We start from the raw sequence: 21,274 nt of genomic DNA on the forward strand, positions 1-21,274 counted from the left end.
TTAAACTTCGTTAGCTTGGTTTGAATGCACTTGTTTTAGCGTTTCTATAATGGACTTAAGGTAATCATATTTATCCTGCTCATCCGCGATTTGAATCTCGGTTCTCTCTCTTAGATCTTGCAAGACAGAAAGCCGTTCATGTTCTACATAAACCCTAGCTTCCTCTTGTTCAGTCTTACCATCGGTTTGTGTTACTTCTCGGCTCTGGCTCGTTTCTCTCTGCTCTACAGTGCTTTCAGCCCGCACACTCTGCCGTGTTTCACTTTCACCTCTTTGCTCAGCTAACTCGGCTTCCGCTTGGTCTTGTGCTAACAGCAGATCTAAGAATGTAGGACGCTCTTCAAACACCTCCTGATCCCTAGTTACGGTCTGCTCCTGCCCAAAACGATCAATGGCATTTTGGTACTGCTCAGCCAATCCACCAGCTGTGGCGGCATTCTCCTCATGTACTGCGATATCCAACTCTTGAATGCTGGAGACAGTACCATCTTCAAATAGGAATACACCGCTGCGTTTTACTTGGCCTAATAGATTATTCTGATCATCGGTCAGATCAAACGAAGATGAGGTTGAGCCCAGATAGATCGCACCAACACCAGCATCTTTCAGACTGGTTAGCTGATCGTTACCCTCTTCATCACGGGTCCAAACTTTTAGCTTGCTGAAAATTTCATCGTTTTCATCAATCCAATGATTATTGTCCGAGTCATATTTAGCTAGATCGGAGAAACCATCTTGCCCCTGCGTACCAAACAGCTCAGAACCATCATTAATTTGGCCGTCATTGTTGATGTCTAAAGCCAAGAACCCACTACCCTGAGCAACAAAAGAGATCTCTTCTTCAGTGCCATCAGCATTGAGGTCAAAACTGAAACTACTATTGGTTAAACCGGCGGCACCACCATGGAGATTGATCACCAACGGATCGATCAGACTCCGGTCGACTCGCTCTTCACTAAAACGTTCTTCCAAAACAAAGCTACGCTCCATTTCTAGCTCTAACAGGAAGTTGATCTCTCGACCATCCTCGGTGGTAATGACACCTTGCGTGCCTACCGAGAGTTTTTCCTCTTCGGTATATACGCGTTGATTCGCTATCTGGACTCGGACCTCATCAGCGACCTGTCTACCTACATTCAAGGTGATATCAGATATATTGATATCGAGCTGTTCCAAGCTCACTTGTGCTTGTAACTCTTCGGCACTAGGGGCTTGTATATTTTGAGCGCTAAGGGCTTGTATCTCTTGCTCGCTAAAGGCTTCTATCGCCTGAAACGTCTCTAACGATGCAAGCTGAATATTCTGTACTGGGATTGGCGGGTTCATCGCCAAACGTTCAAGCTGCATCCCTTCATGCAACACGGTTTCAACGAGAGAGATTACATTGTGTGTTTGCTGGATTTGCTTGGTACCTTGCGCCGATTGCACACTACTGACGCTATTAACACTGGCAGCTTTCTCGGAACGCATACGCGCGTCGTAGGAAAGATCAACGCTCGTCCCCGCTCGCCAGTTAGAAGCCGCCTCAGGAGAAAGCGTCACTTGCTGACTGACCGCAGCGCTCTGTTGTTGAGCTGAATCGGTAATCTGTTTTTCGTGCTGGCTATTAAAACCAATCATCGAGCTGGAGATTTTCATAAGGCCTCCCTGCCGCTGCACCCAGAGATAAAAAGATAGTGTAAGAAACCCTATCGGCCTAAATAGGAGGATAATGAGAAGAAAAAAGATAGGTACAGTGGGTACAGTTAAATGAACTGCTCTCTCTGTTCTAAATAACGATGACGATGAAGGCTATGCCAGCGCCAATTCAACTGCCGCTTGCGCATGAATCGCTGTGGTATCAATCAGTCGGATGTGCGTATCACTCTGTTTCACCAACATACCAATTTCGGTACAGCCTAATATCACAGCTTCTGCCCCCTGCTCTGCCAGTACTTTGATAATTCTTAGATACTCGGATTTAGAGTTGGGATTGATCTGACCTAAGCACAGTTCTTTATAGATAACCTCGTGAATAACCGCTCGATCAGCTTCATTCGGGACAACAACCGATAGACCAAACTTATCTGTTAATCGGTCTTTATAAAAACCCTGCTCCATAGTGAATGCAGTGCCTAATAAGCCGACAGTTTTTACATTTTGTTTAATCAATTCTTCAGCTGTGGCATCAGCAATATGAATCAGTGGGATATCGATCGCCGCTTCAATCTGAGGCGCCACTTTATGCATAGTGTTGGTACAGATAAGGAGAAAGTCAGCACCTGCCGCCTGAATATTTTTAGCTGCTTGCGACAAAATAGCAGCAGTTCCTGCCCAATCACCTTGATGCTGTAGTTTTTCAATGGGATCGAAATCTACGCTATACATCGCTATCTGCGCAGAATGTAAACCACCTAAGCGCGACTTAACACCCTCGTTTATCGAGCGATAATATCCCTGCGTGCTCTCCCAGCTCATTCCACCCAGTAAGCCGATCGTTTTCATAAAAATCCTTTTAAAATTTAACTAGCCAATTTGAAGTTTTTTCAACTTTGTAAGCAACCCTATTACGACCCGAAGCTTTGGCCTTATATAAGTAATGATCAGCATTATCGATAAGGTTAGACATACTATCCATCGGATCACTCATATCGGCTATACCAATACTAACCGTATATTGCGCCTCTATCTGTTGCTGCCGAACCACCTGATTAGAGATAACACCAATCAAACGTTCAGCTAACGTGATCGCCTCATCATTCTGAGTTTCAGGAAGCACCAAAATAAACTCTTCCCCACCCCAACGAGCAATAATATCTCCCGCTCGAAGCTCTCGCATTAATAAACCAGATAGATCCAATAAAACCTGATCCCCAAAACCATGACCGTGAGTATCATTGATCTCTTTAAAATGATCGATGTCCATTAACATCACACAAATATTACGGTTATAACGCGTAGCATTACTGTATATAGGCTCCATCACTTTCTGAAAGCCGCGGCGGTTATATAAACCGGTTAACTGATCTCGATCGGCTAAACGTTGAGCCTCTATTTTTTCGGTTTGGCTAATGCGGAATTGGTAGGCAAGCGCTAAGGCAAAGAGTACTGCCTCAATCAAAATTCCGTACTCTACCGCGTGGAAGCCAAATGGATGGTACTCAACAACACCAGACACGGTAAAAGCCGTAACAATTGCGCTGATCATGGCAAAAATCGCGGCGCCCAAAAAGTATTTAGCTTCTTTAACACCTGCATGACAGGCTACTACACCGGCAGTAATCATTAAGAGAGCAAATGGGATTACACAGATAAAAGCAGTTACCAACATAGTCAGGTAATTGCCTGACAGGGCATACCAGATCACCGAACAGAGCATAAATGTGTTTAGCAGATTGAAACTGGTATTTATCCTAGGAAATTTCATTGGCAAGGCCAGAAAGGCTCGACAAAATAGGTTCCCTAGATAGGCAAACAGCATCATCATGGGTGGGATCATCTGGTTCTGGAATTCGGGCCAGTTCGGCCAGATCCATTTGAATGCATGGCCGGTATATGCCAGATTTAAGATGATAAAGGTTGCCAAGTAGAGCGAATAAAATAGATATCGACTACTGCGCAAACTGAAGTACAGCAATACATTGTAGATCAGCAACGCGGTCAGAAAACCATAGATTATCCCATATTCATAACCTGTATTAATCTTCCGCTCCAACATGTCGTTTTCTGTTAAAACAAACAACGGCAACAGTTGCGGTTCTGGCGTTTCGACTCTAATTAATACTGAGGTTTCGCCTGGCTGGAAATTGTGAGGAAATGAAAAGAATCGACTCGTACGATTCTCTTCATAGGGTATAGCATCACCAGCTTTATCGCTTTGAAGTAACTTACCCTCCTTAAAAACGTAGAGGTGTATATGATCTAGCCAAGAGTTTTCGATCTGAATATAACGAAGCTGTTCGCTTTCACTGAAGTTACTTACTTCAAAATGAACCCAAACCGGAGGTGCACCCAGACCGAAATTAAGGATATCGAACTCCGAGCGCGTTCCCTTAGAGCGAACATCTTTTAACGCTTGATTTGGGTGAAGGTTAATACCATCAACTTCTTGAAGGTACCGAGTATTAAATGGCTCTACGGCAAAGGATTTTTCACTACTCTGACCGGCATAGATGGGAAATGAAAAAATCAAAAGAAGAGTACACAGGAGGAAAGCGAAGACCCTCCCGCTGGCGGATAATAAATCAGATATGTCCTGATAAAACCTAGGCACCTATATCCTTTCCTCAGACGGTAAACCCTTAACTCAAATACCCACCTCTAAACGATGGGTACTTACCCTACCGATACTAGCTTAGTCGCTCTACACAAAAAATACTTTTTTATAGTCCAATAGTTCACGTTTTTTACTCACTAGATTGCTTAGGATGTTAAGGCTCTGTTCGTGGTTCTTTGCTATGCTAGGCCCAATAGCGACAAAGGGAACTTTTACACATGAAAAAATCATATCTGATCGCCTCTATCCTAACGGCATCAATGGCTTCCGTTACAGCTCACGCAGGTTGGGCTGACGCACTTAAAGAAGCCGTTCAAGATGAAGAGCTTCAAAAGAAAGTACTTGATACAGCAACAGGCAGTGCTAGCAGTGGTAAAGTGACTAATCTAGACACGGAAACGCTAATTAAAGGCCTTAAAGAAGCGTTAGAAGTTGGTAGCAAACGCGCTATCGAAGAAATTAGTCAACCAGGCGGTTATCTAGATAACAAAAACATCCGTATTCCTCTGCCAGATGGTATCGATAAAGTTGCTTCCCTTCTTCGCAAATACGGTCTAGAAAAACAAGTTAATCAGTTTGAAGAAAGCATGAACCGCGCAGCGGAGAAAGCAGCTCCTCAAGCAACCGATCTGATTGTCGGTGCGGTAAAAGAGATGAGCTTTGAAGATGCAAAAAAGATCTACCAAGGCTCTGACGATGCAGCGACTCAATACTTCAAAGAGAAGACCAGCGATAAGTTGCGCCAGTTGTTCCAGCCAAGCGTAAAAGAATCCCTAGGTCAGGTTGGTGCGACTCGTTACTACAATGACCTTGCCAGCGAAGCCAAAGATATCCCATTTGTGGGCGAAAAAGTTAACGTAGATTTAGACAACTATGTAACTGAAGAAGCACTAAATGGCTTATTCACCATGCTTGCTGCAGAAGAGAAGAAGATTCGCGAAAACCCAGCAGCACGTACAACTGACCTGCTAAAAGAAGTGTTTAAATAAGTACAAGTTTAGATGTAACGTCTACAAAAAAGCCGAGTACGCTAAACACGTAACTCGGCTTTTTTATTACTGGGCGATCTTACTCGTCTTCGTCGAAATAAGACTCGTCATTACGCGCACGAGCTTCAGCCTGACGTGCTTCAATCTCCGCACGCTCTTCGCGCTTTTCAGCTTTGCGCTTATTACGCTCCTGCTGCTGCTCTAGGAATTTCTGTAGCTGAGCTTCCGCCCACGCTTTAGCCTCATCTTCAGTAGCAAAGCCATCCTGCTTCTTGGAGACAACGGTCTTACGAGCACTTGCCTGACGCAAAATTTTAGCGCTCCAAGTTTCCCCTTCGGCTACTAACTGAAAATCGTACTTTTTACCTTTGGCCATTCATTTATTCCTAGCAGGTCAATCTGTATAAGTAGCGTATTCTAGCATGACTAATTCGACGTTCAGACTGATTTCTATCCCTTTAGTCGGAAAAGCATAAAAACATCCATTTTCTTAACCTTTTAGCGGCTGGCATAGGGCCCAATCAGCGTTTAAAATAGAATGGCTATTAATTTATTACTGTTTGAGTGCTCATGAAATCTGTTGACGTTGATACGCCTAAAACTACTGAATCCGAAACAAACCAAACCAAAAACGGCTTCTTAGCGCTGGTTTCAAAACTTTGTTTTGATGAAACTCTGCCTATTCGTTTTATGTATAAGACAGTTCCTGAACACTTAAACGACACCGGCTGGCGCATGTTTACTGGTTATGAAACTGAAGAGTTTTTGGAAGATCAGCTTTCCAACCTTCTTCCTGTCCCAGTAGAAAAGATGTGCCGCCTAGACCCATCCTTGAGCGAGCTGGTTACCTACAATGCAGGTACAGTTTGGGAACGTGTTCCTGGTTCAGACTCATGGGAACGTGTGCACGATTACCGCATTCCTTCGCACGATGTTGATGTAGAAATCACCAACGACGTTGATCGATTTAACGTTGAAGAAGAAAAATAATTCCCCTTACGCTTGAATTCTCATCAAGTGACATTATCTAAATAGTTAACCGAGGCTCAAAAGAGGTCGGTTAACGGCTCGCTCAAGAGAGGGGCCAGACTTTTAAATTTAGATATATTGCTTGATGAGGATATACAGATGCGTGAATTCGATCTATCTCCACTATACCGTTCTGCCATTGGTTTTGACCGTCTAGCTAACATGCTAGATAACGCTAACCGCAACGACAATCAGCCTTCATTTCCTCCATACAACATCGAACTACTTGGAGAAAATAATTACCGTATTACCATGGCTGTGGCAGGCTTTGAAAAAGACGAATTAGATATTCAAAGTGAAAGCGGCACTCTGACGATTACGGGTCAGAAGAAAGAACAAACTCAAGATCGCCAATACCTTTACCAAGGTATAGCAGCGCGCAATTTTGAAAGACGTTTTCAGCTAGCGGATCACGTAAAAGTGACTAAAGCCTCTATGGAAAACGGTTTGCTTCATGTTGATCTGATTCATGAAATCCCTGAAGCGATGAAGCCTCGTCAGATCCAGATCGAACACTAATACTGTTAGAACTCTCACTGACAGCGCTCTAGGACAAAAAAGGAGGTCATGTTGCCTCCTTTTTTAATGGCTTCAGGAAGTTTAGAGGCAGCCTCTTGATATACCGAAAGCAGTTCATCACTGAACAAGCAAAAGACTACCTCTTCTACGCTTGTCTCTTTTTTCAGTTCGCTCTTAACCGTTAATAGCGCAATCTCTGCAGCCTGTTCTAATGGGTAGCCATAAACACCGCAACTGATCGCCGGAAATGCGATAGTTTTGATTTTGTTTTCGTTGGCTACAGCCAGCGCGTTACGATAACAAGCTTCCAACGCTACTGACTCTCCCTGATTACCACCCCGCCAAACTGGCCCTACCGTATGAATGATGTATTGAGCAGGAAGGCGATAACCTTGGGTAATTTTCGCGTTACCCGTGTCACAGCCATTAAGCGTGCGACACTCAGCTAACAGATCGGGGCCAGCTGCAGAATGAATAGCACCGTCTACACCGCCACCACCCAGCAAACTGTTGTTAGCAGCATTAACAATTGCATCAACATCCAATTGAGTAATATCGTTCTTAACAAAGCTAATTTTGGCTGTCATGATTCAGCCTCCTTAGGTTCATTGTAGTGAACAGCGAGCCAGATCGTCGGCAGATCAGAATCAGTCCATTCAACACGGTGTCGTTGATGTGCAGGAAAACAGTAACTGTCTCCTGCATTGAGGGTAAATTCTTGATCTGGATTTTCTGTACGAAGCCCTGCGCTTCCAGAGATAACGATTACCCACTCATCCCAAGCTTGGTCGTACCATTCCCCTTCGGGGGTTGCATGGGCATGAGAGATAATGCGTTCAATGCGAAACTGATCAGTAGAGAGTAACGGGTCGAACTTTTCTGATTCTGGTCCCGAGCCTGACAGGTCATAGAGGTTCATAGTGCTACCACTCACTGATTGGAGCAGACCATGTCACTGCCTGCTCAATTAATTTATAAACCACTTTCATGACACTTAAGTGACACGCTATAAAGTTAGGCTACTTCCGGTAAAAAAGAGAGATCGACGTGGTACTTAGTGGGATTGTTCCGATCGATATAAACAGTGAGTTCATCAGTCACAACATATTCAGTAGGATCAAACCAAATATCATCACTTCTAAATAGATAGATCTTGTTATCTTCTGGATTGTGCCACTGCAAACTAATCACAAACGGGCTTACACCATCCGTTTCCATACAGGTGTTCCGGTCTAGTGTATGAATCTGAGCTTTGATAGGTACACCCTGAGTTTTCAGGTAATCACGTTTTCTGCCTTTCATACCGCTAAATATCAGAATAAGTATGCCTACGATGAAGAAAACAGTTCCAAGGCCAGCCACAATGGTTGCCCCACCCCAGAGGGTGAAAAAGCCATTAATCTTAGCGTCTTGCGGCGATTTCGCTTGGTATAGAACCTCAACGATCTCGCCTTGGGAGTAGCTTGGCGGGTTACTCCCAGCGCTAGATGAAAATGTCACTTTCTGCCCCTCATTAGTAACAAATGAGACGACTGGGTGATAAGTAAGAGAATCACTGCTTCTAGAGGCTCTTAGCTCTATAACTGTTCCTTCAGCAGTAACAGCGGTTTCCAAAAAGCTCTTAGTATTTGTGAATAACACAAACGCTAGAATCAACAGACCTAAACCAATCAGGCTGAACAGGTATTTAATGATTGAGATCGCTTTCATCCAATTATCCTTAATAGAATGATGATTATAAAAGTAACGTTTGACGGATTTCCGATGGAGCTTTCAGACACTTAATTTGACTAAACAACTCACCCGCTTCAGGATATTCTCGCTGTAAATGATGTAACCACTGTTTTATACGACCATGTACATATTTAGGGGATATATCTCGCTCAATACGATTTAAATAAGCCTCAATAAATGGCACAACCTGAGTCCAGTTATAACTGGACACTTCTTCACCGGCAAGGTGATATTTGATGATCTTGGCTAGGTCAGGCTTAGCAATAAGGCCGCGACCGATCATAATCGTGTCGCAACCACTGACTTCACGGCAACGTTGAAAATCCTGCCAATTCCATACCTCACCATTAGCAACCACAGGAAGATCAACCGCCTCTCGAATTCTCGCAATCCATTCCCAGTGAGCGGGTGGCTTGTAACCTTCGAGTTTTGTTCGTGCATGTACAGCTAAACTATCAGCGCCCGCTTCAGCAATTGCATGGGCATTTTCCATAGCCAAAGATTTATCTTTATTGCCCAAACGCATCTTTGCCGATACCGGAATTTCTGCAGGAACAGCTTCTCTTACTGCCTTTACGATCTCATGAACAAGCTCTGGCGTATCCAATAATACAGCTCCACCTTTACTGCGGTTCACTGTTTTGGCTGGACAGCCAAAATTCAGATCGATCCCAGGTGCACCAAGCTTAGCGCCTTTACGTGCGTTACCGGCTAGGACACTTGGATCACTCCCAAGCAACTGAAGAATAACGGGCGTACCTGAAGGCGTTTTCCCGCCATTATGTAACTCAGGACATAAACGTCGGAACACTTTAGCCGGCAAAACACGATCACTAACACGCAAGAACTCTGTAACACAGTGATCTATACCACCGACCTGTGTTAGCAGATCGCGCATAGTGTAATCAACGACGCCCTCCATCGGGGCTAAGACAATTTTCAAAGTAGGCTATCTATAGAAATAAAAAAGGACGGTTATTATAAGCTGCTATGGAGGTGATAAAAATGAGTAGATGACTTTGAAAGTCGCTTTATAAAGCTTTGTAGCATTCCTTCCAAACACACCTATGATTTACTAAGATAGAAATAACCATAAGCTGTGTTTTTTAGTTTCCGCTATGCGCCTATTCCTAGCTATCGATCTGCCTGAAGATCTTCAGGATCGAATTACCGAACTCTATTGCCCTGAACTCGAACAAGTTCGCTGGACCGTGAGTCATCAACTGCATATCACCTTAGTGTTTATTGGCGATCAGCCCCATCAACACTTGGAAGAGATAATTGAAGCGGTGTCTGAAACAAGTTTTGAACCTTTTGAACTTTGTCTACAGAAGATAGGCTATTTCAAATCAGGAATAATCTGGTTAGGCGTAGAAGAATCTGAGCCCTTAAAGCGTTTACAAAAGTCACTAAGCCACAAAGTTAGAGGGCTTGGCATAGAACTAGAACAACGAAAATACATGCCTCATATCACATTGGGGCGCAGCAAAAAATTAACACCTCAAGTGGTCAGTCGGGTCAGCCATAAAGGACTGGGATTCACTGCGAATTTGGAGGTTAGTGCTTTCCAGCTTAAAAGTAGTGTTTTGAAGGTGGATGGCGCTGAGTACCTAACCGAAGTGGAATTTCTGCCTGATTAACCAGCTTAGTCTCTCTGACTAACCTTAGAAAACCTGTGATATAGTCAATTGATGGAACCTATCTATCGCACTTACCAAGAAAAGGATCTTCAGGCCTTAATCGCCCTAATGAAGCAATTAGGTTACACCCACTCGGAACAATCTCTACTCACAAATATAAGATCAGTTCATAAAGCCGGCGGAGAGGTTTTTATCGCCGAGTTAAATGGCGTTGTTGTAGGCTGTATCTCAGCTATCATTGATATTCGCTTAGCTGAAGGCACTCAAGGTGAAATCGTAAGCCTTGTTGTTGATAAAGAACACCGTGGATATGGCTTAGGCAAAGGGTTAGTGAAAACAGCTGAACATTGGTTGTCGGAACGAGTGAATAGCATTCGAATTCGGGCCAATTCGATTCGTACATCGGCCCACAAGTTTTATCAAGAACTAGGGTACGTAGAAACTAAGCAACAAGTGGTATTAGTGAAAAGTAAACATGAATAAAAATCAGGCGAACAAAGAGTATTTACGCCGCATCAATCTAGCAACTACATACATTTGCTCAAACCTAGAGCAGCAATTAAACCTAGATAAGATTGCTCAAGTTAGCTGCTTCTCCCCTTTTCATTTCCACCGTATTTTTCACGCCCTCACAGGTGAAACCGTTAATGACTTTATCATCCGCAAAAGGATGGAAGCCTCTGCTAATAGACTGATTTGCCACAAAGAAATGAGCATTACCGAGGTAGCCAACGCCGGCGGTTACTCCTCTAGCGCTAACTTTTCAAAAGCATTTAAAAATTACTTTGGCATCACCCCTAGTCAAATAAGGGACCCCAGCGAAATAAAAGATAGCAAGATTGGAAAACTAACTAGCAAGTATGGAAAAGTATTCAATCCAAGTGATCTGTACTCTCAATTTGTCACTGACCAAGTGAAGTTTGATCCTGACAAATTAGAGGAAATACTCATGCGAGTAACCATTGAAGAGCTTAAAGCTAAACGAATCGCTTATCTGACAGCACCAAAGGGATATGACCTTCCCGCCATTTTTGAAACTTGGGATAAACTAGATAACTGGGCTAGAAGCCTAAAGTTACAAAATTTTGAAAACCAACGCTTTGCTATCTGCCATGATAACCCTATGATCACGCCAACTGAGCATTGCCGTTACGATGCTTGTGTTCAGATTGAAGACGACACGCCGGTGAGCGAACCATTTGAAGTAGCAACTATTCCGTCCGGTCAATATGCCTCGGCTTATTACAAAGGAGACGGTGATAAAGTAAGTAATTTCTATATGGAGCTCTACTCTCATTGGCTCCCTAACAGCGGCTTTGAACCAGATGACTTAGCGCCTATTGCGCACTATCTAAACGATACAAGGAAAGACCGCTTTGTCGAAATGAATGTTTATATCAAAGTTAAACAGTTATAAAACAGTGTGATAACCGAGATACCCTATAAAACTAAATGGATGGCAATTTGATGAAGACAGTTTTGATTGTTGGTAGCAGCCGAGGTATTGGTGAAGAGCTAACGAGGCACTTTTCTGACGCTGGCCACAACGTTATAGGTGTATCTCGAAGCCCATCTAAAAACTGCGAATGGATTCGTGCAGACCTTTCTGTGGAAGAAGAAATAAAAACGATTGCAGCTCAGCTAGGGGAGCAACCTATAGACACCCTGATCTATTCCAGCGGGATTTGGGAGGATGAAGGCTTCACCGACGACTTTGACTTCAGAAAGACCAAATACGAAGAAACCCAGCAGATCATGCAGGTGAACCTTGTTGCGCCCATCGAGCTCACTAAGGCTATCGCATCAAACCTAGCACGCGCTTCTAACCCAAGAGCAATCTATCTAGGTGCAAACTCAGGTTTAGAAAATATAGGTTCAGAGCAAGTCGCTTATGCTGCAAGCAAGTTCGGCCTACGCGGTGCTATACAAAGCCTACGTAAAGCACTAACACAAGAAAACATCGGATTTACTGTCATAAACCCGGGAAATGTCGGTACTGAAGAAGTGCTAACGGATATAGAAGAGGGCCGCATGGCGGATCAAGCCCCTATTCCAATCTCGGATATCATAACCTCGATAGAAATGATTATGTCACTCTCTAAAGATGTGGAGATTGGAGATATTAATTTAAGCCAGAAAAGCATTTAGACTCTTTATTTGAAGCACAAAAAAGCGGCCCGAGAGCCGCTTTTTTTAGATCTTAACTGCAACGATTAAACTGCTGCCAGACCTCTAAGCATATCTGCTTTAAGATCTTCGATCGATTCAATACCAACAGAGAGACGAACCAAGTTGTCTTTGATGCCCGCTTCAGCTCGAGCTTCAGGTGTCATACGACCGTGAGTCGTGGTCGCTGGGTGTGTGATTGTTGTTTTCACATCACCTAGGTTACCGGTGATGGACACCATCTTAGTTGCATCAATAAAGCGCCACGCTGCGTCTTTACCGCCTTTCACTTCGAAGGAAAGCACACCACCAAAACCTTTTTGCTGCTTCTTAGCTAGCTCGTGCTGTGGATGGCTTGGAAGGCCTGAGTAGAAGACACGATCAATACCGTCTTGCTCTTCTAGCCATTTCGCCATCTCCATAGCGTTGGTGCAGTGAGCATCCATACGCAATTTAAGGGTCTCTAAGCCTTTAAGGAAAACCCAAGCGTTGAAAGGGCTCAAGCAAGCGCCGCCAGTACGAATAAAGCCAAACACCTCTTCCATATGCTTATCGCTGCCAACAACCACACCACCGACACAACGACCTTGACCATCAAGGTACTTAGTCGCTGAGTGAATAATGATGTCTGCACCTTGCTTCAACGGCTGCTGAAGCATCGGCGTGCAGAAGCAGTTATCAACGACCAACAATGCATCATACTTATGTGCGATCTCAGCAACGGCTACAACGTCTGTTAGCTCAGACAACGGATTAGAAGGCGTCTCCAAGAACAGCATCTTAGTATCTTCTGTAATTGCTGATTCCCAGCTATCAAGATTAGTTGGGTCAACATAAGAAACTTTGATGCCTGTACGTGTAAGGTACTTATCAAACAGAGATACAGTAGAACCAAATACACTGCGCGAACAAACAACATGATCGCCATTTTGCATTAACGATAGGCAGGTACTAAGAATTGCCGCCATGCCAGAAGCTGTTGCGACTGCTCTTTCTCCGCCTTCTAGTGCTGCGATGCGTTCTTCAAAACACTGTACAGTTGGATTAGTGAAGCGAGAGTAGATGTTACCCTCCTCTTCACCACCAAAACGTGCAGCTGCTTCACGCGCACTCGAGAAGACATAGCTTGATGTCGGGTAGATTGGGTCACTGTGCTCCCCTTCTAAGGAACGGTGTTGACCTGAACGCAAAGCAAGTGTTTCCAGATCGTAACCTTCTGAAGGCTCGAACTGGATACGCTCAGCGCGTTCGTAATCAGAAATAGACATCGACTATTGCTCCTTAATCGATCTTACTACAAAGGTTAGAGGATTCGTTACTCTCAACCTTTTTGTTATTACTGCCTTTAGCGTCATCGTTACGGGCAGCCTTCAAGCGCTCAAGATACTGCTCATCGATATCACCCGCTACGTATTTACCATCAAATACGCAGGTATCGAACGCCGTAATTTCTGGGTTACCTTCAGATACAGATGCTTTAAGATCATCTAGCTCTTGGTAGATCATCCAGTCACAACCGATCTCTTCACCCACTTCATCATCTGTACGGCCATGAGCGATAAGCTCTTCCGCTGCTGGCATATCAATACCGTAAACGTTCGGGTATTTAACCGCTGGCGCAGCAGATGCAAAGTAAACTTTCTTAGCACCTGCATCACGAGCCATCTGAACAATCTGGCTAGAGGTAGTGCCACGTACGATAGAGTCATCAACCAACATGACAACTTTATCTTTAAATTCCATACCAATTGGGTTCAGCTTACGACGAACAGACTTCTTACGCTGTGTCTGACCTGGCATGATGAAAGTACGACCGATGTAACGGTTTTTGATAAAACCTTCACGGAACGTAACACCCAAATCTTTAGCCATCTCCATAGCAGAGGTACGGCTTGTATCTGGGATTGGGATGATCACATCAATATCGTGGTCTGGGCGCTCACGTAAAACCTTCTCTGCTAGCTTCTTACCCATACGCATACGAGAGATATGTACGTTTACATCATCAATAATTGAATCTGGACGCGCTAGGTATACGTATTCAAATAGGCACGGCGCAAGCTGCGTGTTATCTGCACAAAGCTTAGTAGATACGTTACCTTCCATATCGATGTAGATCGCTTCGCCCGGCTCGATATCACGAACACGTTCGAAACCAGAGATATCTAGAGCAACACTTTCAGAAGCTACCATGTACTCAGTACCTTCTGCAGTTTCGCGCTTACCGTAAGTCAGTGGGCGAATACCGTGAGGATCACGGAACGCCAACATGCCGTAACCCGTAATCATTGCTACTGCGGCATAACCACCTTTACAGCGCTCGTGAACACGACGAACCGCTTCAAACATATCTTCAGCTTGTGGCTGCAGTTTGCCCTGACGTTGAAGCTCATGAGCAAATACGTTTAACAACACTTCTGAATCAGATGTTGTATTGATGTGACGCAGATCAGCACGGAACATTTGTTCAGCTACATCTTCTGCATTTGTCAGGTTGCCGTTATGAGCTAACGCGATACCGTATGGAGAGTTCACATAGAACGGCTGCGCTTCAGCCGAGCTAGAACTACCGGCCGTAGGGTAACGAACGTGACCGATGCCCACGTTACCTACCAGACGTTTCATATGGCGGGTACGAAATACTTCGTTTACCAGGCCGTTATCCTTGCGTAAGAAGAAACGGTTACCTTCACAAGTAACCATGCCCGCTGCATCCTGTCCACGATGTTGTAGAACAGTCAGAGCATCAAAAATAGTCTGGTTTACATTAGATTTGGCTACGATGCCAACAATGCCGCACATTAAAACTCACCTCAAAGTGCAAACTAACAAAAGAAAAATTTAGCGTCCCGCATTCCAGATCAAGCGACCCACTTCGCTCGCTGTCTCTTTGGTCCATGCTTCCATAAGTAAAAAGTGTGGAATCAATTGTGATTCCTTGAACCAGCGATCTTCAACCGCTGGGCTCATTCCAATCAGCGCGACTATAGCCACGATAATTAAACCACCTCGTGCTGCACCAAATCCGATTCCAAGAATACGGTCAGTTGCAGACAACCCCGTTGCTTCTACGAGCGCACCGATCAGTTTATTGATCATGACTCCAACAACAAGAGTGGCTATAAAGAGGATAGCAAACGCTGCGACTAAACGTACTGACGGCGTTTGAATATAAGCTTCTAACAGAACTGACAATGACTGCGAAAATAGGCGCGCAACGATAAAAGCCGTTACCCATGTGATCAGGGAAAGTGCTTCTCGAACAAAGCCTCGCCTTAAGCTCATAAGGCTTGATATCGCAATGATGCTAAGTATGGTCCAGTCAGCCCAGTTCATCTTTACAGCTCAGTAAGAAATTGCGCGCATTTTAACAGAGTTTATAGGATCGCTTCACGCTTTATTATTGCGTAGTAAAACGAACAATAATGCCATTCAATCCAAAATCTTTTTTAAGTGATAACTTAAGCGACTCTAATCGGCTCTTTTGGAATTCAGGCCCTACATAAACCTTAATCAATTCACCCTGTTTACGAGTAAAGACTTTGTGCCCTTCACCGATTAGTTGCTTACGCAAGCTCTTAGCATTAGCTTCATCTTTAAAACTAGCAAGCTGCAGCGTCCAAGCCACTGGAACACCTTCTTGGTCAAGTACAGGCTGATCTTTATGAATTTCTAGCTCAACCTTTTGCTCTTTTTCAATCTTCTCGATTACCTGCTTCACCTGTTTTGGTGGTTTAGGCAACTCAACCGGCGGCTTAGGTTCAGCAGGCTTAGAAGTATCAGGCAACGGTTTATTCTGTGGTTCTATACGTACAATTTCAGGACGTTCGGGGCCTGGAGGAATTTCGGACTGAAGGTGTCGCTCTTTATAACCAGCACCGTCAAAAAAAACAGGAAAGATCACCGCTGCAGAGAGAAGAATCACTGCAAACCCTACTAAGCGGTATTTTACTTTCTGCTGCATTAGCTATTTCCTTGCCAAAATCGTCAACGCATCACTGACGGTAAAGAATGATCCCGCAATAATAACATTGTCATTTGGGTTAGTGTCTATTCGAACCGCTTCAATTGCCGCTTTAACTGATGAAAATTCCTGAACCGAAGCCTCATTAGGGAATAGCTCGGCTAACTCAGCAGCTTTTTGCCCTCGCGGAACATTGATGTCAGAAAGATAAGTAGCTTTCACTACTGGAGCTAGTGTATCTATAACTTGCTGACAATCTTTATCCGCTAACATCCCCAAAACGAGATACACATCGCCCGATAATCCTTGGATACGATCACTCAACAGCTCTGCTGCTTCAGGGTTATGGGCTACATCTAGCCAATAATGCAGATTGTCTTGTTCTACATGTTGCATACGACCTGTTAGCGCTGCTTGCTGAATACCTGTTTTAATCTGCTCATCCGAAATCGCTAACGGAATATGCTGAACAATTTTGATTGCGGTAGCTGCATTTTGAATTGGTAGCTCTGGCTGCTTGAGGTCGGTAATCGATTTAGACTGACCTTGAGCATCCTTTCCCTGCCAGCACCACAGTTCGCCGTTTTCTTCATAGGTAAAATCAACACCTGATTGATGTAGATCGGCACCAATCTCATCAGCATAAATAGCAACAGACTTTGGAGGATTGAGATCACCGCAGATAGCAGGCTTAGCAGCACGGAAAATACCTGATTTCTCACGACCAATCACTTCGCGGTTATCACCTAACCAATCAACATGGTCAATCGAGACGGTAGTGACCGCACTAATGTCCGCATCAATGATGTTCACTGCATCTAAACGGCCACCCAAGCCTACTTCAAGCAGAACCAGATCCGGTTTCGTTTCAGAAAAAATAACTAAGGCAGCTAAAGTGCCAAACTCAAAGTAAGTCAGTGGTATCTGACCACGCGCCTGGTCTATTTTTTCGAAAGCATCGCACAATTGTTGGTCAGTTGAATTTTGGCCGTTTAACTTAACTCGCTCGTTATAGTCGATAAAATGAGGAGATGTGTAGCAGCCGACACTGTATCCAGCCTGTTGGTAGATGCTGTTCAAGTAACTAATCGTTGAACCTTTTCCATTTGTACCTGCAACAGTCACAACAGTTGATGCTGACAGATCGATTTTTAACTTTTCTGCAACTTGACTGACACGGCCTAAACCTAGTTCGATTTCAGACGGATGGCACTGCTCCATCCAAGACAACCATTCAGAAAGATTCATTTTTTGATTAGCGGTATTCATAAGACCAACAACTTTTAACAATCACCAGAAACCAAAAAGGCCGGCGTTTTCACGTCGGCCATTTTTATTACCTTGAGCAATTACTCTGCTTCAGGTTTCGCAGGCTCTTCCTCAACAACAACCTCACCCTCAACTGTTTCTACAGGAGGTAGCGGGCTTTGGTTGGTTAGCTTACGCAAGATGCGAGACAAGCGAGAGCGCATTTCACCGCGGTTAATAATCATATCAACCTGGCCATGCTCTAGTAGGAACTCACTGCGTTGGAAACCTTCAGGTAATTTTTCACGAACTGTTTGTTCGATTACGCGAGGTCCCGCAAAGCCCATAAGCGCTTTAGGCTCAGCAACATTCAAGTCACCCAACATCGCCAGCGATGCAGAAACGCCACCATATACTGGGTCTGTCAGTACAGAAATATAAGGCGTACCTTGTAGACGTAGCTTTTCTAGGATCGCACTTGTTTTCGCCATCTGAAATAGAGAGAACAAGGCTTCCTGCATACGCGCACCACCTGATGCTGAGAAACAGATCAGTGGGATATTCTCTTCTAGAGCGATATTGGCAGCGCGAACAAAACGCTCACCAACAACTGCACCCATAGAACCACCCATGAAGCTAAATTCAAATGCAACCGCTACAACAGGCAAACCTTCTAGTTCGCCGCGCATAGCGATCAATGCATCTTTTTCACCCGTGCTTTTCTGTGCTGCACTCAAACGGTCTTTATATTTCTTAGAGTCTTTAAACTTCAGACGATCGATAGGCTCTACATCTGTTGCTAGCTCTTGGCGGTTATCTTCATCTAAGAACAATTCAAGGCGACGACGTGCGTTTAGACGCATGTGGTGATCGCACTTAGGACAAACATTCAGGTTCTTTTCCAACTCAGGGCGGTAAAGAACAGATTCACACTTAGGGCATTTTTTCCACAAGCCCTCAGGGATATTCGAGCGCTTTTTCTCTGAACGAACAAGAGAAGGAACAATTTTTTCCAGCCAGTTACTCATTATTTTAAAACCTTATTAGCTGTCCATTGCTTGACGCATATCTTTGATAATTGCAGCTACCTCAGGAGCGATTTTGCCCTGATCTTTTACTAGAGATGCAATCTTATTAACTAAAACACTGCCGACAATAACACCATCCGCAATTTTTGACACGGCAGTAGCTGATTCAGCATCTTTGATACCAAAACCTACACCTAAAGGAATGTCAGTGTATTTACGAACGATGTCTAGTCTGTCAGCTACAGCCTGAACATCAAGTGAAGCGGAGCCTGTAACCCCTTTCACTGATACATAGTACAGGTAACCACTACCGTTCTCGCAAACGTATTTAATACGCTCTTCTTCAGTAGTCGGCGCCAATAGGTAGATGGTATCAATATCATGCTCACGCATGATCTGGTTGAACTCACCTGATTCTTCAGGAGGAAGATCAACGGTTAAAACACCATCCACACCTGCTTTCTTCGCTTCTTCAGCAAAGCGCTGGTAACCCAGAATTTCGATCGGATTAAGATAACCCATCAAAACGATTGGCGTTTCATTATCTTTCTGACGGAACTCAGCTACCATTGCCAGCACATCAAGCAACCGTACATTGTGTGTCAACGCACGCTCACAAGCTAGTTGGATAACTGGACCATCTGCCATTGGATCTGAAAATGGGATACCCAACTCGATAACATCGGCACCCGCTTCAACCATAGCGTGTAGTAAACCTACTGTAACTTCCGGTGCAGGATCGCCCGCTGTTACATAAGGGATTAGGGCTTTGCGGCCTTCAGATTTAAGCTTTGCAAAGCTTGCAGCAATACGACTCATTCTACTTTTCCTCGCACAAATCAGATATTGATGCCATCGATCTGTGCGACCGTATGAATATCTTTATCACCACGACCAGACAAGTTAACAACAATTGTCTGATCCTTATCCATCTCTTTAGCCAACTTCATTGCATATGCAACTGCGTGGCTTGATTCAATTGCCGGCATGATACCTTCAACGCGTGTTAGTGCACGGAATGCATCCATAGCTTCATCATCTGTCGCATCAACATAAGTGGCACGACCAGTATCTTTTAGGTAAGCATGCTCTGGACCAACGCCTGGGTAATCCAGGCCAGCAGATACAGAGTGAGTACCAATGATCTGACCACCTTCGTCAGACATCAAATATGTACGGTTACCATGAAGCACACCAGGGCTACCTGCAGATAGTGGCGCGGCATGCTGTCCCGTTTCTACACCATAACCGCCAGCTTCAACACCATACATTTTTACAGATTCATCTTCGATGAATGGGTGGAATAGACCAATAGCGTTTGAACCACCACCAACACAAGCTACAAGTGCATCAGGTAGACGGCCCGTTTGATCTAAACACTGTTGACGTGCTTCACGACCTATTACACACTGGAAATCTCGAACCAACTTAGGGTATGGATGTGGACCCGCTGCAGTACCAATGATGTAGAAAGTATTATCAACATTGGTTACCCAATCGCGCATCGCTTCATTCATCGCATCTTTAAGCGTGCGAGTACCCGATTCAACCGCAATAACTTCTGCACCAAGAAGCTTCATACGATAAACGTTAAGTGCCTGACGCTGAACATCTTCAGCGCCCATATATACCTGACACTCAAGACCTAAACGTGCCGCTACAGTTGCAGAAGCTACACCATGCTGACCAGCACCTGTCTCTGCGATAACACGCGGCTTGCCAGTGTATTTAGCAAGAAGCGCCTGACCAATTGTATTATTAACCTTGTGAGCACCCGTATGGTTGAGGTCTTCACGTTTCAGGTAAATTTGTGCACCACCTACTTTTTCTGAAAGGTGCTTCGCATGATACAAAGGCGAAGGGCGTCCAACATAATGTGCCAGATCACGATCAAATTCTTCCTGGAACGCTGGATCTCGCCACAACTTCTCATAAGTTTCTTCTAGCTGCTTAAGCGCAGCCATTAGAGTTTCAGATACGAAACGACCACCGTAAGGGCCAAAATGGCCTTTACTATCGGGCAACTGAGCAAGTGCTTTAAGATCGATATTAGTTGGCACGGGTTACCTCATTTATAAATCTATTAATTTTGTCGGTATCTTTGATACCTTTACTCTTCTCTACCCCACCACTCACGTCTATCGCGTAAGGTTTAACGGTTTGAACAGCCTCTGCTACATTCTCACAGTTAAGCCCCCCAGCAAGAATAATCGTAGCTGGATGAGGTGTAGGAATACGATCCCAGTCGAAGGCTTCACCAGTTCCACCTGGTACACCCGGACGATAAGCGTCCAGCAGAATAGCCTGCGCTGATGTAAATTGTTCTACCGTCTCTGTTAAATCCAGTTCTGGCTTCATCCGTATAGCTTTGATGTACGGGCGGCTCAAACTGCTACAGAACGCTTCAGTTTCATCACCATGAAATTGAAGTAAATCTATACGAGTTTGTTCGATAACTCGATCAATAAACTCTCGCTCTGCGTTAACAAACAGCGCTGTTGTTGTGACGAACGCTGGAAGCTTTGCAATGATTTCTGCCGCTTGTTCAACCTCTACAGCACGAGGGCTCGGCGCATAAAAAACAAAGCCAAGAGAATCGGCTCCAGCAGTAATTGCTGCTAAAGCATCCTCTATATTCGTAATACCACAAATTTTAACGCGCGTTCGGTTCACAGATACAGTTCACTTAGAAAATATCAGGT

General features: G+C 44.3%; 24 protein-coding genes. 7 read left to right on the plus strand and 17 right to left on the minus strand.

Annotated features, from left to right (window positions below; translation table 11 throughout):
- The 3 genes from ACMXYX_RS10130 to ACMXYX_RS10140 all read right to left on the minus strand — a co-directional run bounded on the left by ACMXYX_RS10130 (position 1) and on the right by ACMXYX_RS10140 (position 4,171).
- A complete protein-coding gene (locus ACMXYX_RS10130) occupies positions 1–1,638 on the minus strand; it encodes a hypothetical protein (protein ID WP_415896412.1) in 1,638 nt (545 codons plus the stop codon).
- Positions 1,639–1,791: 153 nt separating this feature from the next.
- A complete protein-coding gene (locus ACMXYX_RS10135) occupies positions 1,792–2,484 on the minus strand; it encodes an aspartate/glutamate racemase family protein (protein ID WP_415896413.1) in 693 nt (230 codons plus the stop codon).
- A 10-nt stretch (positions 2,485–2,494) separates the two neighbouring features.
- A complete protein-coding gene (locus ACMXYX_RS10140; protein WP_415905968.1) occupies positions 2,495–4,171 on the minus strand; it encodes a diguanylate cyclase in 1,677 nt (558 codons plus the stop codon).
- 302 nt (positions 4,172–4,473) lie between these two features.
- On the opposite strand from ACMXYX_RS10140, the gene ACMXYX_RS10145 reads away from it, so the two are divergent.
- Positions 4,474–5,244, plus strand: a complete 771-nt coding sequence (locus tag ACMXYX_RS10145) for a DUF4197 domain-containing protein (protein WP_415905969.1) — start codon at positions 4,474–4,476, stop codon at positions 5,242–5,244.
- Positions 5,245–5,323: 79 nt separating this feature from the next.
- Here the strand turns inward: ACMXYX_RS10145 and ACMXYX_RS10150 are convergent, their stop codons facing one another.
- Complete coding sequence (locus tag ACMXYX_RS10150) at positions 5,324–5,620, minus strand: DUF3622 domain-containing protein (protein WP_415896416.1); 297 nt, start codon at positions 5,618–5,620, stop codon at positions 5,324–5,326.
- Positions 5,621–5,814: 194 nt separating this feature from the next.
- Between ACMXYX_RS10150 and ACMXYX_RS10155 the strand changes: the two genes are divergently transcribed.
- The gene (locus tag ACMXYX_RS10155) at positions 5,815–6,234 is read left to right on the plus strand and encodes a DUF2185 domain-containing protein (RefSeq protein WP_415881563.1); all 420 of its coding nucleotides are present in this window, start codon (positions 5,815–5,817) and stop codon (positions 6,232–6,234) included.
- Between the two features lie 138 nt (positions 6,235–6,372).
- Entirely contained in the window at positions 6,373–6,792 is a 420-nt protein-coding gene (locus ACMXYX_RS10160) for an Hsp20 family protein (protein WP_415881564.1), read from the plus strand.
- Positions 6,793–6,806: 14 nt separating this feature from the next.
- Here ACMXYX_RS10160 and ACMXYX_RS10165 read toward each other — a convergent pair whose 3' ends face one another.
- The 4 genes from ACMXYX_RS10165 to ACMXYX_RS10180 form a co-directional block, all read right to left on the minus strand.
- Positions 6,807–7,379, minus strand: a complete 573-nt coding sequence (locus tag ACMXYX_RS10165; protein WP_415896417.1) for an O-acetyl-ADP-ribose deacetylase — start codon at positions 7,377–7,379, stop codon at positions 6,807–6,809.
- Complete coding sequence (locus ACMXYX_RS10170; RefSeq protein ID WP_415896418.1) at positions 7,376–7,711, minus strand: cupin domain-containing protein; 336 nt, start codon at positions 7,709–7,711, stop codon at positions 7,376–7,378. Before ACMXYX_RS10170 ends, ACMXYX_RS10165 begins: the two co-directional genes overlap by 4 nt.
- 95 nt (positions 7,712–7,806) lie before the next feature.
- Positions 7,807–8,502, minus strand: a complete 696-nt coding sequence (locus ACMXYX_RS10175; protein ID WP_415881567.1) for a DUF3592 domain-containing protein — start codon at positions 8,500–8,502, stop codon at positions 7,807–7,809.
- Positions 8,503–8,527: 25 nt separating this feature from the next.
- On the minus strand, positions 8,528–9,469 hold the full coding sequence (locus ACMXYX_RS10180; RefSeq protein ID WP_415896419.1) for a tRNA-dihydrouridine synthase: 942 nt from the start codon (positions 9,467–9,469) through the stop codon (positions 8,528–8,530).
- A 175-nt stretch (positions 9,470–9,644) separates the two neighbouring features.
- Between ACMXYX_RS10180 and thpR the strand changes: the two genes are divergently transcribed.
- Genes thpR through ACMXYX_RS10200 form a run of 4 tightly spaced genes read left to right on the plus strand, consistent with a single transcriptional unit; the run spans position 9,645 to position 12,314 of the window.
- Positions 9,645–10,166 (plus strand): RNA 2',3'-cyclic phosphodiesterase, encoded by a 522-nt coding sequence (gene thpR, locus ACMXYX_RS10185; protein ID WP_415896420.1) that lies wholly within the window; start codon positions 9,645–9,647, stop codon positions 10,164–10,166.
- 51 nt (positions 10,167–10,217) lie between these two features.
- On the plus strand, positions 10,218–10,649 hold the full coding sequence (locus tag ACMXYX_RS10190) for a GNAT family N-acetyltransferase (RefSeq protein WP_415896421.1): 432 nt from the start codon (positions 10,218–10,220) through the stop codon (positions 10,647–10,649).
- Positions 10,642–11,583, plus strand: coding sequence for an AraC family transcriptional regulator (locus tag ACMXYX_RS10195; protein ID WP_415896422.1), 942 nt, complete (start codon positions 10,642–10,644; stop codon positions 11,581–11,583). Before ACMXYX_RS10190 ends, ACMXYX_RS10195 begins: the two co-directional genes overlap by 8 nt.
- A 50-nt stretch (positions 11,584–11,633) precedes the next feature.
- Entirely contained in the window at positions 11,634–12,314 is a 681-nt protein-coding gene (locus tag ACMXYX_RS10200) for an SDR family NAD(P)-dependent oxidoreductase (protein WP_415896423.1), read from the plus strand.
- A 65-nt stretch (positions 12,315–12,379) separates the two neighbouring features.
- Here the strand turns inward: ACMXYX_RS10200 and ACMXYX_RS10205 are convergent, their stop codons facing one another.
- From ACMXYX_RS10205 to ACMXYX_RS10245, 9 genes are all read right to left on the minus strand, one after another.
- Entirely contained in the window at positions 12,380–13,600 is a 1,221-nt protein-coding gene (locus ACMXYX_RS10205) for an O-succinylhomoserine sulfhydrylase (RefSeq protein WP_415896424.1), read from the minus strand.
- A gap of 13 nt (positions 13,601–13,613) precedes the next feature.
- Entirely contained in the window at positions 13,614–15,134 is a 1,521-nt protein-coding gene (gene purF, locus ACMXYX_RS10210) for an amidophosphoribosyltransferase (RefSeq protein WP_415881574.1), read from the minus strand.
- A 39-nt stretch (positions 15,135–15,173) separates the two neighbouring features.
- Positions 15,174–15,668, minus strand: coding sequence for a CvpA family protein (locus ACMXYX_RS10215; RefSeq protein WP_415881575.1), 495 nt, complete (start codon positions 15,666–15,668; stop codon positions 15,174–15,176).
- 64 nt (positions 15,669–15,732) lie between these two features.
- Entirely contained in the window at positions 15,733–16,296 is a 564-nt protein-coding gene (locus tag ACMXYX_RS10220) for an SPOR domain-containing protein (protein ID WP_415881576.1), read from the minus strand.
- A 3-nt stretch (positions 16,297–16,299) separates the two neighbouring features.
- Entirely contained in the window at positions 16,300–17,565 is a 1,266-nt protein-coding gene (gene folC, locus ACMXYX_RS10225; protein WP_415881577.1) for a bifunctional tetrahydrofolate synthase/dihydrofolate synthase, read from the minus strand.
- Positions 17,566–17,645: 80 nt separating this feature from the next.
- Positions 17,646–18,572, minus strand: a complete 927-nt coding sequence (gene accD / locus ACMXYX_RS10230) for an acetyl-CoA carboxylase, carboxyltransferase subunit beta (protein WP_415881578.1) — start codon at positions 18,570–18,572, stop codon at positions 17,646–17,648.
- A gap of 15 nt (positions 18,573–18,587) precedes the next feature.
- On the minus strand, positions 18,588–19,391 hold the full coding sequence (trpA, locus tag ACMXYX_RS10235) for a tryptophan synthase subunit alpha (protein WP_415881579.1): 804 nt from the start codon (positions 19,389–19,391) through the stop codon (positions 18,588–18,590).
- 20 nt (positions 19,392–19,411) lie between these two features.
- Positions 19,412–20,632 carry a tryptophan synthase subunit beta gene (gene trpB, locus ACMXYX_RS10240; protein ID WP_415881580.1) on the minus strand — a complete coding sequence of 407 codons (1,221 nt, stop codon included), beginning with the start codon at positions 20,630–20,632 and terminating at the stop codon, positions 19,412–19,414.
- On the minus strand, positions 20,622–21,245 hold the full coding sequence (locus tag ACMXYX_RS10245; RefSeq protein WP_415881581.1) for a phosphoribosylanthranilate isomerase: 624 nt from the start codon (positions 21,243–21,245) through the stop codon (positions 20,622–20,624). The genes trpB and ACMXYX_RS10245 overlap by 11 nt, the downstream gene beginning before the upstream one ends.
- Positions 21,246–21,274 lie beyond the last annotated feature (29 nt).

The organism is Neptuniibacter sp. QD72_48 (genome assembly GCF_047778065.1).
Taxonomy (GTDB): domain Bacteria; phylum Pseudomonadota; class Gammaproteobacteria; order Pseudomonadales; family Balneatricaceae; genus Neptuniibacter.

Excerpts from the sequence above, each read along its gene's own strand:
- ACMXYX_RS10205 (WP_415896424.1), bottom strand. The coding sequence starts at position 13,600 with ATGTCTATTTCTGATTACGAACGCGCTGAGCGTATCCAGTTCGAGCCT.
- ACMXYX_RS10190 (WP_415896421.1), top strand. The coding sequence starts at position 10,218 with ATGGAACCTATCTATCGCACTTACCAAGAAAAGGATCTTCAGGCCTTA.
- ACMXYX_RS10220 (WP_415881576.1), bottom strand. The coding sequence starts at position 16,296 with ATGCAGCAGAAAGTAAAATACCGCTTAGTAGGGTTTGCAGTGATTCTT.
- ACMXYX_RS10150 (WP_415896416.1), bottom strand. The coding sequence starts at position 5,620 with ATGGCCAAAGGTAAAAAGTACGATTTTCAGTTAGTAGCCGAAGGGGAA.
- accD (WP_415881578.1), bottom strand. The coding sequence starts at position 18,572 with ATGAGTAACTGGCTGGAAAAAATTGTTCCTTCTCTTGTTCGTTCAGAG.
- trpA (WP_415881579.1), bottom strand. The coding sequence starts at position 19,391 with ATGAGTCGTATTGCTGCAAGCTTTGCAAAGCTTAAATCTGAAGGCCGC.
- folC (WP_415881577.1), bottom strand. The coding sequence starts at position 17,565 with ATGAATACCGCTAATCAAAAAATGAATCTTTCTGAATGGTTGTCTTGG.
- ACMXYX_RS10170 (WP_415896418.1), bottom strand. The coding sequence starts at position 7,711 with ATGAACCTCTATGACCTGTCAGGCTCGGGACCAGAATCAGAAAAGTTC.
- ACMXYX_RS10155 (WP_415881563.1), top strand. The coding sequence starts at position 5,815 with ATGAAATCTGTTGACGTTGATACGCCTAAAACTACTGAATCCGAAACA.
- ACMXYX_RS10200 (WP_415896423.1), top strand. The coding sequence starts at position 11,634 with ATGAAGACAGTTTTGATTGTTGGTAGCAGCCGAGGTATTGGTGAAGAG.
- purF (WP_415881574.1), bottom strand. The coding sequence starts at position 15,134 with ATGTGCGGCATTGTTGGCATCGTAGCCAAATCTAATGTAAACCAGACT.
- ACMXYX_RS10135 (WP_415896413.1), bottom strand. The coding sequence starts at position 2,484 with ATGAAAACGATCGGCTTACTGGGTGGAATGAGCTGGGAGAGCACGCAG.
- ACMXYX_RS10165 (WP_415896417.1), bottom strand. The coding sequence starts at position 7,379 with ATGACAGCCAAAATTAGCTTTGTTAAGAACGATATTACTCAATTGGAT.
- thpR (WP_415896420.1), top strand. The coding sequence starts at position 9,645 with ATGCGCCTATTCCTAGCTATCGATCTGCCTGAAGATCTTCAGGATCGA.
- ACMXYX_RS10160 (WP_415881564.1), top strand. The coding sequence starts at position 6,373 with ATGCGTGAATTCGATCTATCTCCACTATACCGTTCTGCCATTGGTTTT.
- ACMXYX_RS10175 (WP_415881567.1), bottom strand. The coding sequence starts at position 8,502 with ATGAAAGCGATCTCAATCATTAAATACCTGTTCAGCCTGATTGGTTTA.
- ACMXYX_RS10145 (WP_415905969.1), top strand. The coding sequence starts at position 4,474 with ATGAAAAAATCATATCTGATCGCCTCTATCCTAACGGCATCAATGGCT.
- ACMXYX_RS10215 (WP_415881575.1), bottom strand. The coding sequence starts at position 15,668 with ATGAACTGGGCTGACTGGACCATACTTAGCATCATTGCGATATCAAGC.
- ACMXYX_RS10195 (WP_415896422.1), top strand. The coding sequence starts at position 10,642 with ATGAATAAAAATCAGGCGAACAAAGAGTATTTACGCCGCATCAATCTA.
- ACMXYX_RS10130 (WP_415896412.1), bottom strand. The coding sequence starts at position 1,638 with ATGAAAATCTCCAGCTCGATGATTGGTTTTAATAGCCAGCACGAAAAA.